This window comes from Maricaulis virginensis (genome assembly GCF_027922185.1).
Lineage (GTDB): Bacteria > Pseudomonadota > Alphaproteobacteria > Caulobacterales > Maricaulaceae > Maricaulis > Maricaulis virginensis.
In genome coordinates this window covers 26,655-41,123 of sequence record NZ_BSFE01000001.1, presented here as the reverse complement: position 1 = coordinate 41,123, position 14,469 = coordinate 26,655, and the positions used below count along the sequence as shown (strand labels likewise).

Annotated in this window: 13 protein-coding genes; 5 read left to right on the top strand and 8 right to left on the bottom strand. The window is 62.7% G+C overall.

Annotation, left to right across the window (positions count from 1 at the left end):
• Positions 1-57: 57 nt before the first annotated feature.
• The 5 genes from PKE71_RS00210 to PKE71_RS00190 all read left to right on the top strand — a co-directional run bounded on the left by PKE71_RS00210 (position 58) and on the right by PKE71_RS00190 (position 4,826).
• Positions 58-1,143: a sensor histidine kinase gene (locus tag PKE71_RS00210; RefSeq protein WP_271184934.1), complete on the top strand. Its 1,086-nt coding sequence runs from the start codon at positions 58-60 to the stop codon at positions 1,141-1,143.
• Positions 1,140-1,913 carry a LytR/AlgR family response regulator transcription factor gene (locus tag PKE71_RS00205; protein ID WP_271184933.1) on the top strand — a complete coding sequence of 258 codons (774 nt, stop codon included), beginning with the start codon at positions 1,140-1,142 and terminating at the stop codon, positions 1,911-1,913. Before PKE71_RS00210 ends, PKE71_RS00205 begins: the two co-directional genes overlap by 4 nt.
• Before the next feature lie 469 nt (positions 1,914-2,382).
• Positions 2,383-3,093 (top strand): hypothetical protein, encoded by a 711-nt coding sequence (locus PKE71_RS00200; protein ID WP_271184932.1) that lies wholly within the window; start codon positions 2,383-2,385, stop codon positions 3,091-3,093.
• Positions 3,094-3,182: 89 nt separating this feature from the next.
• Entirely contained in the window at positions 3,183-3,530 is a 348-nt protein-coding gene (locus PKE71_RS00195) for a hypothetical protein (RefSeq protein WP_271184931.1), read from the top strand.
• A 3-nt stretch (positions 3,531-3,533) separates the two neighbouring features.
• Positions 3,534-4,826: a relaxase/mobilization nuclease domain-containing protein gene (locus tag PKE71_RS00190; protein WP_271184930.1), complete on the top strand. Its 1,293-nt coding sequence runs from the start codon at positions 3,534-3,536 to the stop codon at positions 4,824-4,826.
• Between the two features lie 244 nt (positions 4,827-5,070).
• Here PKE71_RS00190 and PKE71_RS00185 read toward each other — a convergent pair whose 3' ends face one another.
• From PKE71_RS00185 to PKE71_RS00150, 8 genes are all read right to left on the bottom strand, one after another.
• Positions 5,071-5,427, bottom strand: a complete 357-nt coding sequence (locus tag PKE71_RS00185; protein WP_271184929.1) for a DUF3147 family protein — start codon at positions 5,425-5,427, stop codon at positions 5,071-5,073.
• Between the two features lie 46 nt (positions 5,428-5,473).
• Positions 5,474-6,523, bottom strand: coding sequence for an acyltransferase family protein (locus tag PKE71_RS00180; protein WP_271184928.1), 1,050 nt, complete (start codon positions 6,521-6,523; stop codon positions 5,474-5,476).
• A 55-nt stretch (positions 6,524-6,578) separates the two neighbouring features.
• Positions 6,579-7,265 (bottom strand): transmembrane anchor protein, encoded by a 687-nt coding sequence (locus PKE71_RS00175; RefSeq protein ID WP_271184927.1) that lies wholly within the window; start codon positions 7,263-7,265, stop codon positions 6,579-6,581.
• Between the two features lie 23 nt (positions 7,266-7,288).
• Positions 7,289-8,005: a HupE/UreJ family protein gene (locus tag PKE71_RS00170; RefSeq protein WP_271184926.1), complete on the bottom strand. Its 717-nt coding sequence runs from the start codon at positions 8,003-8,005 to the stop codon at positions 7,289-7,291.
• A gap of 70 nt (positions 8,006-8,075) precedes the next feature.
• A complete protein-coding gene (locus tag PKE71_RS00165) occupies positions 8,076-11,243 on the bottom strand; it encodes an efflux RND transporter permease subunit (protein ID WP_271184925.1) in 3,168 nt (1,055 codons plus the stop codon).
• A gap of 9 nt (positions 11,244-11,252) precedes the next feature.
• Complete coding sequence (locus PKE71_RS00160) at positions 11,253-12,506, bottom strand: efflux RND transporter periplasmic adaptor subunit (RefSeq protein ID WP_271184924.1); 1,254 nt, start codon at positions 12,504-12,506, stop codon at positions 11,253-11,255.
• A complete protein-coding gene (locus PKE71_RS00155; RefSeq protein ID WP_271184923.1) occupies positions 12,506-13,771 on the bottom strand; it encodes a TolC family protein in 1,266 nt (421 codons plus the stop codon). Before PKE71_RS00155 ends, PKE71_RS00160 begins: the two co-directional genes overlap by 1 nt.
• 64 nt (positions 13,772-13,835) lie before the next feature.
• On the bottom strand, positions 13,836-14,225 hold the full coding sequence (locus PKE71_RS00150; RefSeq protein ID WP_271184922.1) for a hypothetical protein: 390 nt from the start codon (positions 14,223-14,225) through the stop codon (positions 13,836-13,838).
• Between the last annotated feature and the right edge of the window lie 244 nt (positions 14,226-14,469).

The window sequence follows — 14,469 nt, the reverse complement described above, 5'->3', positions numbered from 1 at the left end:
TTGGTGCACGGTGCTGGGCTAGTCTTGAGAAGGGGCTGTGGTTTCGGAGGGACGCGGATGTTCGACCGATTGTCGAAAAGTGCGCTGAAGATTCGGGTATTCGGCCTGGTGCTGTCGACATTGATGGCATTGGTTCAGATCTTGGCCATGCTCATGCTGCCACAGATCACCGGTAACCCGCTCAATACCAACGGGCTTGTGACTCTCGGTTTCGGGACGGTGTTCGGTCTCGTTGTCAGCCAGATCGTCCTGACCTTCTTTCTCCGGCACGGGATTGAAAGCATCGGAGCCTGGCTGGCGGCATTCGCCGGCATGCTTGCCTACGGGCTTTTCGATACCGTAGTGGCAGCCTGGATCGAGCAATCGAGTCTTCTGCCGCTCAGCCGCGGCCTGTTGATCTTCGGCGTCCGGCTGACGGCAAACGTATTGTGGATGTACGGCGTCTGGCTGGGCGTGACGCTCTTCCTTTTGTCACAACATCATGTGGCCGAGGAGCGTCAGCGAGTGTTGATGCTCGAACGGGCCCAGTTCGAGACGCGCCTGTCCTTTCTGGAAAGCCAGATCAATCCGCATTTCCTGTTCAACGCGCTCAACACGGTCGCTTCGCTGATCGTGCTGGAGCGGGCGCCGGACGCGCGCCATGCCGTTATCCATCTTGGCCATCTCCTGCGGCGCAGCCTGAACGGTGAAGGCTCGCCCCTGGCGACGCTGAACGACGAGATCGATGCGGCCAAGGCCTATCTGGCCATTGAGAAACTGCGCTTTTCCGATCGTCTGAATGTGGACTGGTTTGTGGAGCCGGGGCTGGGCGAGGTGACCCTGCCGCGCTTCTCGCTTCAGCCGCTCGTCGAGAACATCGTCAAGCACGGCGTGGCGCACGCCCTCGCTCCGGTCAACGCCCGCATCAGGATCAACAGCACGCCTCGGGGTGTCATGATCTGCATCTGGAATGACGGATTGCCGGACGCGCCGCGCCTGGCCGATCCGAAACGCCATTCCGGCGTCGGTCTGCGCAATCTCGAACAACGCCTGCATCTGCTGTTCGCCGGAGAAGCGTCGCTGGAAGCGGGTCGGCCGGACGCCGGCACGTTCGAATGCCGCCTGACACTTCCGTTTCCGGTTCTGAGGGAGGCCGCAGAATGAAGATCGCCATCATTGACGACGAACCGCTCGCCATCTCCAGCCTGCGCCGCATGATCGAAAACATTCCGGCGACTGCAATCGTGGGCAGTGCGCGATCGGCCGCCTCGGCGATGCATCTTTGCGAAGCGCGTCAGCCCGACCTGGTACTTCTGGACATCGAAATGCCGCAGATGGACGGCATGACCCTCGCACGCGAACTGAAACAGGCGGGAAACCCGCTGGTTATCTTCATTACTGCCTATGACAGGTTCGCCATCGACGCCTTCGACGTCGAGGCGATCGATTATGTGCTCAAACCGGTCGACCCCGATCGCCTGCGCGGCGCCATTGAGCGGGCCCGGTCCCGCCTGTCCCTGCGCCCGCTGATGCAGGCGGTGGAGAGCGCTGCCCTGCGGCTGCATTCCGCCGCGCCGCATCCGCCGGAAACGCCGGAACAGCCGGTCTACTGGGCCAATGTCGGCGGGCGCACGATCCGCATTCCGATCGCCGATATCCGCCATGTCGAGGCCTGTCGCGACTATGCCTTCATCCATACCGGCCGCGACCGTCACATGGTGCGAGAAACCATGGCACGGCTTGAAACCGCGTTCGAAGGCACGGCCCTGCAGCGCATCCACCGCTCGCACATCGTCAATCTCGACCGCATCCAGGCCGTCTCCCGCGATACCGGGCTGCGTCTCGTCACGCTCGACAGCGGCGAGGAAATCCCCGTCGGCCGCCGCTTCTACGGCCGGCTCGTCGACGCGATCGATATCGCGGCATCATCCTGAAAACAGGGTTCTGCTAGCGAGTGGCGTGGAGCCTGTTGTGCGTACGCCCTCCTGCGCCAAGGCTTCGGAGGGCACCGCTTCGCCCCGGGTGCGCGCTGCGGATGGCTTGCCATCCGAAGCCCGCAGGGCGAAGGATGGTGGGCCTGAGCGCCGAAACCTTGAACCAATTGGTCGAGACTTTGCTCGAATGGGAAGAGCTGTTGCAGCACTCCTCGCTGGCAAAACCCAAGCCGCCTGAGCCTGGCTTCTAACCTCTACTTTTGACCTGTGCAGATTTCCACAGGGCATGCTGGATACCGGATTGACGACAACCGCCAAAGCCAGTGATGGTGGCTGCAGGTTTGAAGCACCCAGCCTGTCACCAAGCTAAAACGCTTCGAGGCTTCGAATGATCTGAATAGCCAATCTCCTTCGCTCAAGCGCTGAGCTTAAATGGTGACCGATAGCGCGACTGAGAAAGGATTGGACTATGAAGGTCTATCTTACTTCCGAACATGTCGGCATTTTGAAGCGCCGCCTCAAGCAGGCGTTGCCTGCCACGCAATCGTCGCACCGCGTCCAAGCGGCCGCGAGAGGCCTAGGATTCAACACATTTAAAGGGCTTACGGACGCATTGGCGGGCGGCCGTATTTCGACTGGGTTTGATGACGAGGCTTTCCGAAACTTCTTGGTCCAGCGTCACCAAATCGTGGAAGAACGAACCCTTCGAGACGCGGTGATTGGGACCGTACTCGAACCCATTGTCGCCGGGATCTGGAATTTATCGACTTGGGGATTTGGGCTGCGTGAGAACTATCCTCCGAAACAAAACTACCGAGCTGATTTAGCCGCGGATCAGGACCTGCTGTTTGATCCCACTCACTGCAAGCAGTTCGAGCTCGCGCTGGTTTTCCTGCAGCGTGCTGAAAAGCGGAAATCTCTCAACCGGCGCATTACCTCCTACCAGCTCAAACACGTAGCAGAGAATGTTTCTCGGGAGTTTGGCCTCTACTCCCATTTGGGAGATTGGGTGAAGAACGGGGTGTTCATCGCAGCGGCGATCTACGAAGGCTTCGAGGTCAGGAGACGAGCATGGAACTCCCTCGATGCGTTCCTCAACATCTCCTCAAAGAGCAGCACTCTGTTTAAAGATGAGACCTCTGTTCGATCGCTTCTGGATCGCTCAGAATCCGGCACGTAGCGGGCACAAAGCTCCCGCTCATTTTGGCCCGCCCTCACACTGTGAGGGCGGGCTTTTTCGTATTCAATTCAAGGAACCCGTACCCGCCCATGACCGCCAAACGCCCCTCACCGCTTTCGCTGCGCCTGAGCGCAGACGAACGCGCGCGCCTGGAGCGTATGGCGGACGGTCAGCCACTGGGTGGTTTCATCAAGACGCGGCTGTTCGGTGAACGCCGCAAAGCTACAGCGCATCCATCGCGCGGCGAGATCGCCCAGGCACTGGCACTTCTGGGGCAAAGCGGGGTCGGTCCAGCTATCCGCTCGATGGCGAAGGCTACAGAACAAGGCGCGCTGCCTCTCGACCCTGAAACCCAGGCCTCCATTCGTGCGGCGTGTGCCGACATTACCGTGATCAAGTCGCTGCTCATGAAGGCTCTTGGCATCAAGGAGCGCTGACCGATGATTTTGGTGGCATCCCAGCGCGGCGGGGCAAAACAACTCGGCCTCCACCTTCTGCGCGCGGACGAGAACGAGCATGTCGAGGTGCACGAGATCAGCGGTTTTGTGTCGGGTGATGTCGTGGAAGCGCTCAAAGAAGCCCAGGCGGTGGCCAAGGGCACACGCTGCAAACAGTATCTCTTCTCGGTATCGCTGAACCCGCCTGAAACAGAACGTGTGGATGTCGAGGCTTTTGAAGGGGCGCTGTCCCGAATCGAGGAAGCCAACGGCCTGACCGGTCAGCCGCGCGTGATCGTCTTTCATGAGAAGGAAGGCCGCCGGCATTGTCACGCGGTTTGGTCACGGATTGATGCCCAGACCATGACGGCAAAGCCGTTGCCGTATTTCAAGAACAAGCTACGGGATCTGGGGCGCGAGCTCTATCTGGAGCATGGCTGGAAGATGCCGCGTGGTTTCATGAATAGCCGCCAAGCCGATCCTCGGAACTTCTCGCTGGCAGAATGGCAGCAAGCCAAGCGGATGGGCCGCAACGCCCGTGATCTCAAGGAAGCCATTCAAGACTGCTGGGCGGTCTCAGATACGCAAGGCAGTTTTGCGGCGGCGCTTCGAGAGCGTGGCCTCTACCTCGCGCGCGGAGACCGGCGCGGCTTTGTCGCTGTAACGCCCGAGGGCGAGGTTCTGGCGATCGCGCGGGCAACTGGCCAACGCGCCAAAGCCGTGGCCGAACGGCTGGGCGATCCGCAGAAATTGCCGAGCGTGGAAGACACGAAGCGGCAGATCGCACGTGACCTGACGCCTGTGGTGCATGGCTATTTCGAAGAGGCAAAGACGCAGGCACATCGGGAAGCGCGCCCTCTGAATGCTGCGCGCCGCAAGCTGGTGGAACGCCATCGCGCTGCCCGCCACGATCTCAAGACCCGCCAGATGGAACGCGGCAAGCTCGAAGCGCAAGAACGCGCCGCCCGACTGAGGCGCGGCATCTTAGGCCTATGGGACAGGCTGATCGGCCGCCACACACAGACCTTGGAGCGCAACGCGCAGGAAGCCGAGGCCGCCAAACGCCGCGACCATGCCGAACGCAAACAGGTAATGGAAAGTCAGCTTTCAGAGCGCCAGCGCCTGCAGATGAAAATCCGCGCCATGCGGGAAAAGCACCGCGAGCTGGAGAATGCCATCCACCGCGAAGTCTGCGATCTCGAAAAGCGCGGCGCCGAACCCCTGCGCGAAACCTTCAATCGCCACAGCGCAAAGCCAACGCGCCATCACGCCCAAGGCCCAACCTTTGAGCCCTGAAACAACGTATTCCCACACCTTGGAATGAGGGTTGCACCTGCAACCCATGACAGCCAGCCAAGAACGGGGTGAGCGCGGTCAAGGGTCAGTGCGGCGGGCGCAGGGCCATCGGCCTGAGCCTCGGGAACCGCACCCTTGACCGGCGTGAGGGGCAGCGCCCCACCCTATAACCACCTAGATTGGTGACTCTATGTCGCCGCCCAAACCTAAGAGAAGCGGTCAGAAATTTCCTGATATCAACAAGTCAAAACGGCAGCCGCAGCCCCAGTCGCGGCCCCAGCCAGGTCATCGCGAGATACAGCCCCACGGTGACCACGCAGCCCAGCATCAGGGACGGCCAGAACCCGACTCCGCGACGCAGGAGGGCCGGGATCAGCAAGAACATGGGCAGGGAGGGCAGGACGAACCAGAATGTGGCTTCGGCGTGGTCGGCGAGCCGGTTGGTGTCCTTCGTCTCCTGCCAGAGCCAGACCATGCCCAGGACGGAGACGATGGGCAGGGAGGCGACCAACGCTCCCATGGCCGCGCTGCGCTTGGCGGCTTCCGAAACGATGCCGACCAGGACACCGGAGATGAGGGATTTGATGACCAGCCAAAGCATTGTGCGCTCCGTTCGAATGGTGGTGAAAATCGGTCTGCCGGGCTCTTCAGCCGGCCCCTGATCTGAACAACCGCCCCGACAACCGCAATGCAGGCTTCTCCACGAAGTGCCATGACAAGGCGGCCACCGCCGTCGATATCGGGACGCCTATCATCGCGAGCTGTAGCGGCGATGTTGCCCAGCCCCAATGCCAGATCAGTTGGAAGAGTGGGTAATGCCAGATGTACAGGCCGTAAGACCAATCCGGCAGGCCAGAACCGGTCGGCACTTGATCGCGCCACGCCAACCCAGCCCACAGGATCAGCGTCGCCAGAACGAGGTTCCAGACGACCGATGCGGCAGGGTGTTCGCCCAGTAGCCAAGCCATTGGCAAGACCACGACTAGAGGGATCAGCGTCAGCGGGATGCGATCTCGCATTATATATGCCGCCGCACCCAGCAGGAAGGCTGCTGCCAGCCGACTTCCCTCAATGAAGACGGCCGGTGCTTCCGGGTGCCGGAGGGCCAAATAGGCAGCCAGGGCTGACATGCCGAGCCACAGCAGGCTGATCGTGAGCGGTCTCCACAGCGCCCGCGTGAAGAACAGCAATGCCGCAGCCGCATAGGCCAGGACTTCATAGCGCAGGGTCCACAGCGAGGCTGAGAACTCACCCGGTGCCGGATTGCCGGTGAAGACCCCCGCCGGGCCACCAGAGGTGTCGGCAAAGAAGACTATGTTCGGGATGAAGAGCCAGGTCTGCGCAGACTGCCAGTAGGCCGCGGGAGACAGGCCGGTTGCGACCGGGCCGATGATCAGGACGGCCGCGAGCGCAAGCACGATGAGAGCGGGCCAGAGCCGCAACGCCCGCGCCACCACGAAGCGAAACAGGTTCCGCCGCCGCTCCAGACTCCCGGCAATGAGAAAGCCGGAGAGAATGAAGAAGCCATTCACGGCCAGATAGCCGGGTGACCAGCCTTGCAGACTGACAAGGGACTGGCTGCCCGTTCCCATCGCCACCACGAACACATGTTCGAGGATGACCAGGCTCGCCAAGACGACCCGGATCGGGGTGAAACGATTGTCGCGGCCCTGAAAGGTCTCGCCGATACGGATCATGCCGCTCTCCAGGAACCGGATTGACGGCCCGGCCAAGCGACCGGGCCATCATCCATCAGAACAGCCGGTTGAATTCGCTGTAGGCCCCCCGCGTGCGCAGGGTGACTGTCACGGCGACCTCGGAACGGTTGCGCCAGAACCAGCCATGAGCGCCGTCAAACTCGGCAGTGAACTCGCCGCTGTCGCCGGGCTCATTGCGACCCTGGCGGTAGGAGATGAAGGCATCCTGCGGGTTGTCACCGTGCAGGTCGGAGTTCAGACCGGCCTGATCGGTCGTCCATTCATAGATGGCGACCTCCCCTTGCCGCATGGTCAGCTTGACCTCCGTGGCCTCGCCTGGCTGCAGGGTGATGGAGATCGTGTCGCGCCATTCCGGGGCGGCTGGCTCGGCCGGAGCTTCATCGGCCGGTGCGGCTTCCTCCGGTACCGTCGTTTCAACAGGCGTGTCCTGCGGGATGGCAGCGGCAGACGAGACAGTGGCTTCCTGCGATGCCGGTGCGTCGGTCTGGGCCGTCGAGGCTTCACGATCTGCAGCGGCTTCCTCGGCCAGCTGCATCTTGATCGCGCCCATCTGGGTCAGGCCGAGGACGCGACCGATCCGGGTCGGGTCGATGCCGTATTCGGCGGGCAGGACGATGGTCACCAGGATGACGATGGCGGCCAACAGCGCAACCAGGGTGGATTTCAGAAGGCTCTCGCTGGACGGAAGATCGTCGCGGGACGGGAGTTGGGAATTGAACATGGGTAGTCTCCGAAAGTCTGTGTCTACGCGACGAAATAGCCGGTGAGCTGAAAGCCCATCAGGATGAAGCCGGCGCACATAAGGGCGGTGTTGGCGAGGTAGGCATGACGGGCAAAGCTCGCCGTGCGCCGCCAGAAGCCCATCGCGATCAGGATGGCTGCCAGGGCCAGGAGCTGGCCGATCTCGACCCCGACATTGAAGGCCAGGAGGTTGGGCAGGAGCCCGTCAGGCGCGATGTCATAGTCGATCAGCTTGGTCGACAGGCCGAAGCCGTGGAACAGGCCGAAAACCAGCGTGGCGGCCTTGGTGGAGGGTTGAACGCCGAACCAGCGCTGGAAAGCTCCCAGGTTGTCCAGCGCCTTGTAGACGACGGACAGGCCGATAATGGCGTCGATCAGATAGGCGTTCAGCCCGATATTGAAGAAGACGCCGGCCAGCATGGTGGTGGAATGGCCGATGGCGAACAGGCTGACATAGATGCCGACATGCTTGAGCCGGTAGAGGAAGAAGACCACGCCGAACAGGAAGAGGAGGTGGTCATACCCCGTCACCATGTGTTTGGCGCCCAGATAGAGAAAGGGGATCAGATTGATGCCCGTGATCTCCTGGATATAGCCCTTGTCGCCCTCCGTGACCCCGTGGGCCAGCGCATCGCCGCCCACCAGAAAACACGCAGCGAGAGCTGCGAAGACCGCCCAGAGCGGTCGGTTTGAGCCCGAAACGGGCGGGAATGAAAACATGTGATACTCCGAAGTGAAGTCGGGTCGTTGACCCGGTCCGGGCATTAAGCCCGAACCGGGTCACAAGGGATCAGGCGAGTTCCTCGCGTGCGGGTTGGGTTTGCGTGCCTGCCTTGCCGCCCAGGAAGCCCCGGACGATGCGCAAGAGGGCCGGAAGCACCAGCAGGGTCAGCAAGGTCGACGAGGTAATGCCACCAATGACGACCGTTGCCAGAGGCCGCTGGACCTCTGCACCGGCACCGACATTAAGCGCCATCGGCACGAAGCCCAGACTGGCGACCAACGCGGTCATCAAAACCGGACGTAGGCGGGTCAGCGCCCCTTCCCGGATCGCCTCCTCAAGCGGTTTGCCTTCATCCATCAGGCTGCGGATGAAGCTCACCATTACAACACCGTTGAGCACTGCCACCCCGGACAGAGCGATAAAGCCCACCCCGGCCGAGATCGACAGGGGCAGGTCCCGCAGGAGCAGCGCGGCAACCCCGCCGGTCAGCGCCAGAGGCACGCCGGAGAAGACCACAGCCGCATCCGCCACCGAGCGGAACAGGGCCAGCAGCAGGAGGAAGATCAGGGCCAGGGCGACCGGCACGACGAGGCTGAGCCGGTTGGCGGCGGAGATCAGCTGCTCGAATGTGCCGCCATACTCCACCCAATAGCCCGCAGGCACCTCGGCCTCATTTCGCACCAGCTCGCGCACCTCGGTCACGAAGGACCCCAGATCGCGGCCACGGACATTGGCGGTGACGACGATGCGCCGCTTGCCATTCTCGCGGCTGATCTGGTTGGGACCGATGATCAGTGAGATGTCGGCCAGCTCGCGCAGCGGGATGGTTTCCACGCGCCCGTCTTCCGTCGCCGGAAGCGGGACGTTCAGCCACTCCAGAAGCGCGACATTGGCCCGCAAATCCTCCGGCAGACGGACGATGACATCGAACCTTCGGTCGCCTTCGAAGATTTGTCCGGCCCGTGTCCCGGCCAAAGAGGTGCGGATCACGGACTGCACGTCATCGACGGACAGGCCGTAGCGGGCCAGCGCCTCACGGCGGGGCTCGATCTGCATCATGGGAAGACCGGTGGCCTGTTCCAGGGAAATGTCCCGGGCGCCTTCGACCTGTCCCATCAGCCCCTCGATCCGCTGACCGATGGCCAGCAGTTCGTCCAGATCATCGCCGAACACCTTCACCGCGACATCCGCCCGCACACCGGAGAGAAGCTCATTGAACCGCATCTCGATGGGCTGGGTGAATTCATAGCGATTGCCCGGCACCTGCTGGACAGCCTCGTTGAGCTGGGAGACGAGGTCTTCACGGGGCAGGCGCGGATCGGGCCAGTCCTCGCGCGGATGCAGGAGGATGAAGGTGTCCGCCACGCTGGGAGGCATCGGGTCGGTGGCCACATCGGCGGTGCCGATCTTGGACACGATCCGCTCGATCTGCGGGAAGTCCCGTAGCTGTTCCTCCAGATGGGTCTGCATCTCCAGCGCCTGGCTCAGACTGGTGCCGGGAATGCGCAGGGCATGCAGGGCGATATCGCCTTCCTCAAGCTGCGGAATGAATTCCGAGCCCATGCGAGAGGCAGCCATCCCGGCCACGACGACCAGGGCCACGGCCCCCGCCACCACCAGCCAGCGCAATTTCAGCGCCATGCCCAGAACCGGGGCATAGAGCTTCGCGGCACCGCGCATCAGGATGTTCGGCTTTTCCTGCACCTTGCCCGTAACGATCATCGCAACCGCAGCCGGGACGAAGGTCAGGGAGAGGATCATCGCCGACGTGAGGGCGAAAACCACGGTGAAGGCCATCGGGTGGAACATTTTCCCTTCCACGCCTGTCAGGGCGAAGATCGGGACATAGACCAGGGTGATGATCAGCACGCCGAAGAGCGAGGGACGGATCACCTCGGCCGCAGCCTCGGCGGTCTCCTTGAAGCGCTCCTCACGGGTCAGCAGGCGGCCATATTCATGCTGCCGCAAACCGAGCCGCCTCAGGCAGTTCTCGATAATGATCACCGCCCCGTCGACAATCAGACCGAAGTCTAGCGCCCCCAGGCTCATCAGATTGCCGGAAACCCGGTTCTCCACCATGCCGGTGATGGTCATCAGCATGGAGAGCGGAATGACCAGCGCCGTCAGGATGGCGGCCCGGACATTCCCTAGGAGCAGGAAGAGCACGACGATGACCAGAAGCGCCCCTTCGACGAGGTTCTTCTCAACGGTCTCGATGGTGCGGTCGACCAGTTCGGTGCGGTTGTAGATCGCATCGGCCCGAATACCCGCCGGCAGCGCCTCGGCGGCCTCTTCCAGACGGATGGCCACATCATGTGCGACCTGACGACTGTTCTCGCCCATCAGCATGAAGACCGTCCCCAGGACGACCTCGCGACCATTCTCGGTGGCCGCCCCGGTGCGCAGTTCCTCACCCATGATCACGTCGGCCACATCCCGGATCAGGATGGGCTGGCCATTGCGATTGGTGATGACGGCCGCTTCCAGATCGGCGATGGAACCGGCCTGCCCGGTCGAGCGGATCAGCAGCTGTTCGCCATTGTGCTCGACATAGCCCGCGCCGGCATTGGCATTATTGCGGGCCAGGGCCTCGACCACATCGTCCAGCGTCAGCCCGTAGGCGGCCAGCTGGTCCGGGTGCGGCGTGACATGATACTGGCGGACATAGCCGCCAATTGTATTCACCTCGACCACGCCGGGCGTGCGCAGGAGCTGCGGACGGATGACCCAGTCCTGCAGGGTGCGCAGGTCTTCGGCTGTCCAGTCCGACCCGTCATCGCGCGTCGCGCCCGGTTCGATCTCCAGCGTGTACATGAAGATCTCGCCCAGACCCGTGGCGATGGGACCCATTTCCGGGGTCACCCCTTCGGGCAGCTGGTCACGGACGGCCTGCAGCCGCTCATTCACCAATTGTCGTGCGAAGTAGATGTCGGTCCCATCCTGGAAAACCACCGTGACCTGGGACAGGCCGTAGCGGGAGACCGAACGGGTATAGTCTAGCCCCGGAATGCCGGAGATGGCGGTCTCGATGGGAAAGGTGATCCTCTGTTCCGCTTCGAGCGGTGAGAAGCCTTCGGCCTCCGAGTTGATCTGCACCTGGACATTCGTGATGTCCGGCGTGGCATCGATCGGCAGTCGCTGGAAGTTCCACACCCCGAGCGCCCCGAGGGCGAGCACGAGGAAGAGAACCAGCCAGCGATAGCGGATCGACTGGTAGATAATCGATTTCAGCATGATCCGCTCCTAGTGATCGTGGCTCGCGCCGGACTTCATGACGTCGGCGGTGATCAGGAAGGCGTTCTCGCTGACATAGGTCACACCTGGATCGATACCGCCCAAGACTTCGGTCCACTCCGGTGTCTGCCGGCCGAGGTCCAGCATACGGACCTCATAGGTGTCTCCGACCTGGGCATAAACGACCGTGAAATCGCGGAAGCGCTGCAGGGCGCCCGTGCGGACGGCGAGCGGCACATCGAACTCACCGACCTCGATACGGGCGCGAATGCGTTCGCCGGGGCGCCATTGGCCATTCTCGTTCGGAATTTCCACATGGGCGATAGCCCGCTGGCTGGCGGGGTCGATCATCGGGGAGAGGAATTCAATCTCACTTTCCGCGCTGCGCCCGCCATCAAAGCTGCTGACATGAACCGGCTGACCGGTCGCCACGCTGCCCAGATCACCGGGATAGACGAAGAGTTCGGCATGCAGCTGGCTGGGGTCAGCGACCACGAAGAGCGGTTCGCTGCCGGTCGGGCCGTTCAGCGTCGCCCCGCGTTCCACCACAACACCGCTGATCGGCGAGGTGACGGAATAGGTCTGCAGGCTGTCCGTCGCTGTGATGCGGGCCAGGGTCTGACCGGCCTCGACGCGGTCCCCGATGCTGGCATTGAGGGCCACGATACGACCCGGCAACCAGCCGCGCAGCTCGGCACGACCTTCCGGCATCAGCTCGATCTCGCCATAGACCTCGACCGTCTCGTCCAGCGTCGCCGGACCGGTGATGGAGACGGCAATGCCGCCTGCTTCGGCCTGTTCTGCAGAGATCGTGGTGCGGCCCTCATACGACTCATACTGCCAGCGCCCGTTCACGCCGGGCATGGAAGCTGTGACCGCCACATCGAAGGAGTGGGGTTCGGTCACCACACCATCACCGCGCAGGAAGTCTTCCTGGGGGGCAAAGGCAAAACGGTCGATCTGTCCGCCCAGTCGTGTCAGTTCGATGGTGGCATTGACGCGCGAGGGATCAACGGGCTCCCCGTTAAGATAGGGAAAGAGACGGAATTCGGGATCGACCCCGTCCTCGAAAATGGTGAGTTCCAGAGCAAAATCACCCTGGCGCAGCATGCGGCCGCGATGCGGGCCACGCTCATATTCTTCGGCTGCAGCTTCACCATGGCCACCCCCGCCGGAGGCTTCCGGGGCGCTGGGGGAACAGGCGATCAGCACAAGTGCCGTGGAGCCGCACAGGGCGGCCGTGAACACGTTTCGGATGGTCATTACTGGTCTCCCATGCCCTGCGGCATGTTCGGGCTGCCGCCGGTCAGGCGTCGCAGCTGGATGTCGGACTGGTGGATGGCAAACAGGGCATCGACCGAGCGCAGCCGCGCATCGATCAGGGCCTGCTGCACATCATAGATTTCCAGGAAGGAGAAACTGCCGCGGGCAAAGCCGGTCTGGGCCTGTTCCAGGGCGGTCTGCAGGGGCGGGATCACCGTCTCCTCCAGGGCCGCCAATTCCCCGGCTGCAGCCTGACGGCGCAGGATCAGGGCCTGGACCTGCCGCTGAACGACCCGTTCGCGGGCAGCCAGGTCGGCATCGATTGCCGCCGCTTCGGACCGGGCCGAGGCGATATTGGCCTGATTGGCATTCCATACCTGCAGCGGGATGGAGAAACGAACCCCCAGCGCCACGTCATTGGAGGACTGGAAGTGACGCAGCTCCAGACCGACATTAGCGTCCGGCACGGCGCGGGCCGTTTCCAGACCGATCTCTGCATCACTGCGGGCTCTCTGGGCTCGCAGGAGGGCAATTTCCGGCGTGTCCCGGTCCGCGGGGCTGGCACCCAGGTCCCCCGGAGACAGGAAGCTCTGCGTGTCCACCGTGAAGTCCGGCAAGCCGCCCCAATAGGAGGCCAGGATGGTGGCACTTGTCGCGACACGACGCCGGGCCAATCCGGCCTCGATCCGGGCTTCGGCCAGTCGGGCCTCTATCCGGTCCCGCGCCATGCGCGGGTCACGGGCGGCCTGCACACGGCGGTCGACGATGGCCGCCAGCGCTTCCAGTGAGACGATCCGGTCCTCAGCGATAGCGTGGCGCATGCGCTCGGCCTGGGTATCGAGATAGGCCAGCTCGACCTGTTGCATCAGATCGCGCCGGGCAATCTCGGCCTCCACGACCCGAAGATCGCGGTCCCGTTCGGCCAGGGTTGAGCGGGCTTCACGGTCACCCCCACGCTCCCAGGGCTGCATGACGCCGACAGCGGCTTCCGCCTCGTTAAAAAGATTACGGTCCCCGGTTCCCAGCACGCCTTCGGAGGTGAAATCGAGGGTCGGATTGAGCCGCCGGGCCGCACCGTCAATGCGCTGGGCACTGGCATCGATACGGGCATCGGCAGCGGTTAGTTCAGGAGCTTCGACGAGGGCTCGCGCCAACGCCTCGTCCAGGCTCAGCACGGACGGCTGAGCGGTTTGGGCCACCGCATTTGCGGGTGCCACAAGGATTTGCATCGCGACCAGCGCGAGCAAACATGATGAGGTTCGCATGGAAAGTTGTCCTGTAAACGAATAGCAACGCGCAGCCGGTCGTGCCGACTGCCAGTTCAGGTTGTTACAGGATCGATTTGGGAGGCCGTCTCAGCCCGTCCAATCCAGGATCAGGCTCCGGTACGACATGACTCAGGGACCGCACCGGTCCCGTCGTTGCAGTGGCTTGCAGGTTCATGGACGCGGCCATCGGCGCACCATCCATGTGGACATGGGCATGCAGGATCACGTCCCCGGTTTCATCCGCATCGAAATCCGCCGCCTTGCGCATCTTGGCCAGATCAATCTCACGATCCGATCCCCGATGATGATGCGCGTCCTCATGATCATGATCGACCGCCACATCCGTATGATGATGCTCCGCCCCGACCTCATGCGCATGCGCTTCCGTCCCGGATACAGGTCCGAGCCAGGCCAGCATGGCAATCAGCAGGAATGTCAGAGTGTGCCGCATGGGCCCCCAAACAGATGATGCGCAGCCATTAGTGCCGTCAACCGCAGAGCGGGTCAAGAACAGGCGGCCGCATGGCCAAGCGATCGCAGAGCAGTGCTGACGGCGCTAGACTTGCGAGAGGGATGCAACGGGAGAGCGCAGCGTCTCCCTTGCCGAGGCGCGCAGCGCCGAGACAAGATGCGCGGGTAATACCCCGCGCACATCTTGCAGACGACTTTTTAGAGGGGCTTATGCCCTCGTCTGG

Coding starts and splice junctions, on each gene's coding strand:
- PKE71_RS00210 (WP_271184934.1), top strand. CDS start 58: ATGTTCGACCGATTGTCGAAAAGTGCGCTGAAGATTCGGGTATTCGGC.
- PKE71_RS00205 (WP_271184933.1), top strand. CDS start 1,140: ATGAAGATCGCCATCATTGACGACGAACCGCTCGCCATCTCCAGCCTG.
- PKE71_RS00200 (WP_271184932.1), top strand. CDS start 2,383: ATGAAGGTCTATCTTACTTCCGAACATGTCGGCATTTTGAAGCGCCGC.
- PKE71_RS00195 (WP_271184931.1), top strand. CDS start 3,183: ATGACCGCCAAACGCCCCTCACCGCTTTCGCTGCGCCTGAGCGCAGAC.
- PKE71_RS00190 (WP_271184930.1), top strand. CDS start 3,534: ATGATTTTGGTGGCATCCCAGCGCGGCGGGGCAAAACAACTCGGCCTC.
- PKE71_RS00185 (WP_271184929.1), bottom strand. CDS start 5,427: ATGCTTTGGCTGGTCATCAAATCCCTCATCTCCGGTGTCCTGGTCGGC.
- PKE71_RS00180 (WP_271184928.1), bottom strand. CDS start 6,523: ATGATCCGTATCGGCGAGACCTTTCAGGGCCGCGACAATCGTTTCACC.
- PKE71_RS00175 (WP_271184927.1), bottom strand. CDS start 7,265: ATGTTCAATTCCCAACTCCCGTCCCGCGACGATCTTCCGTCCAGCGAG.
- PKE71_RS00170 (WP_271184926.1), bottom strand. CDS start 8,005: ATGTTTTCATTCCCGCCCGTTTCGGGCTCAAACCGACCGCTCTGGGCG.
- PKE71_RS00165 (WP_271184925.1), bottom strand. CDS start 11,243: ATGCTGAAATCGATTATCTACCAGTCGATCCGCTATCGCTGGCTGGTT.
- PKE71_RS00160 (WP_271184924.1), bottom strand. CDS start 12,506: ATGACCATCCGAAACGTGTTCACGGCCGCCCTGTGCGGCTCCACGGCA.
- PKE71_RS00155 (WP_271184923.1), bottom strand. CDS start 13,771: ATGCGAACCTCATCATGTTTGCTCGCGCTGGTCGCGATGCAAATCCTT.
- PKE71_RS00150 (WP_271184922.1), bottom strand. CDS start 14,225: ATGCGGCACACTCTGACATTCCTGCTGATTGCCATGCTGGCCTGGCTC.